This is a genomic window from Mesorhizobium sp. M7A.F.Ca.CA.004.06.1.1, assembly GCF_003999135.1.
Classification (GTDB): Bacteria; Pseudomonadota; Alphaproteobacteria; order Rhizobiales; family Rhizobiaceae; genus Mesorhizobium.
The window spans coordinates 1-1,541 of the sequence record NZ_RZPQ01000447.1 but is presented as its reverse complement, the minus strand read 5'-3'; the positions used below and the strand labels follow the sequence as shown (position 1 = coordinate 1,541).

Sequence of the window (1,541 nt, the reverse complement as noted above, 5' to 3'; positions counted from 1 at the left end):
CGGCTGGAACCTCACCGGCGATACCTTCACGCAGGACGAGGACGGCTTCTTCCATTTCGCCGCACGCTCCGACGACATGATCGTCAGCGCCGGCTACAACATCGCCGGTCCCGAGGTCGAGGCGGCGCTGCTGGCGCACCCGGACGTCGCCGAATGCGCTGTCATTGGCGCCGAGGACGCCGAGCGCGGCCAGATCGTCGAGGCGCATGTCGTGCTAGCGCAGGGCGTCGCGCCCGACGCCCTCACCACCAAGCGCCTGCAGGACCATGTCAAGGCAATGATCGCGCCCTATAAATATCCGCGATCGGTAAAATTCATCGCCGCTCTGCCCAAGACCCAGACCGGCAAGATCCAGCGCTTCCGGCTGCGCACGGAGAAAATCGATTGAGCGAGCCATACGATCCGGCGTCCGAAGGCGCCCAGATGTCGTTCAAGGAGCGCATGTCCTACAGCGACTACCTGCACCTGGAGAAAGTGCTGGAGGCCCAGACGCCGCTGTCATCGGCGCATGACGAGATGCTGTTCATCATCCAGCATCAGACCTCCGAACTCTGGATGAAGCTCGCTCTACACGAGATTGGAGCCGCGATCCGTTCCATCCGCGCCGACCGGCTCGAGCCGAGCTTCAAGATGCTGTCGCGCGTTGCGCGGATCTTCGAGCAGCTGAACAATGCCTGGGATGTGCTGCGGACGATGACGCCGAGCGAATACACCGAGTTCCGCGACGCGCTCGGCCAGTCCTCGGGTTTCCAGTCCTGGCAGTATCGCGCCATCGAGTTCATGGCCGGCAACCGCAACCTGGCCATGCTCGGGCCGCACAAGCACCGGCCCGACCTGAGCGGAAAGCTGGAAGCGATCCTGACCGAACCATCGCTCTACGACGAAGCGCTGCTGCTGCTTGCGCGCAACGGATTCGACATCGGTGCCGATGCCAAGCGCACGGACTGGCGTGAGACGCGAACCGAGAATGAAGAGGTGCTGGTCGCCTGGCAAACCATTTACCGCGATCCGCAGCGCTACTGGATGTTCTACGAACTGGCAGAGAAGCTGGTCGACTTCGAGGATTATTTCCGCCGCTGGCGCTTCAACCACGTCACCACGGTTGAGCGCATCATCGGTCTGAAACGCGGCACCGGCGGCACGTCGGGTGCTTCGTATCTGAAGAAGATGCTCGAGGTGGTGCTGTTCCCGGAACTGTGGACGGTCCGCACCCGGCTCTGACATCGTCGAAATGAAAACAGCGACGCGCGGCGGCGGAACACCCTTCGCGAACAACCGGGGACTGACTGACCATGAGTGGATTTCCTGATCTCGCCGCAGTCGAAGCGATGGATGCCACAGATCCGCTGCGGGCCATGCGCGACCGTTTCATTCTGCCGGAGGGGGTGATCTATCTCGACGGCAATTCACTGGGGGCAGCGTCTCATGCCGTTTTCGGCGAGCTGCAGCAGGCGGCAACCCAGGAATGGGCCCAGGACCTCATCCGAGCCTGGAATACGGCCGGATGGTTCGAGATGCCGATCGAACTCGGCGATCAACTC

At 62.4% G+C, this 1,541-nt stretch carries 1 protein-coding gene and 2 pseudogenes; all 3 read left to right on the top strand.

What is annotated here, in order from left to right; genetic code table 11:
• Positions 1 to 388, top strand: a pseudogene (locus tag EN906_RS38425) (2-aminobenzoate-CoA ligase); the annotation flags it as partial.
• Entirely contained in the window at positions 385 to 1,221 is an 837-nt protein-coding gene (gene kynA, locus EN906_RS23015; protein ID WP_127270200.1) for a tryptophan 2,3-dioxygenase, read from the top strand. The pseudogene EN906_RS38425 and the gene kynA, both read left to right, overlap by 4 nt.
• A 71-nt stretch (positions 1,222 to 1,292) precedes the next feature.
• Positions 1,293 to 1,541: pseudogene (locus EN906_RS23010) on the top strand (kynureninase); the annotation flags it as partial.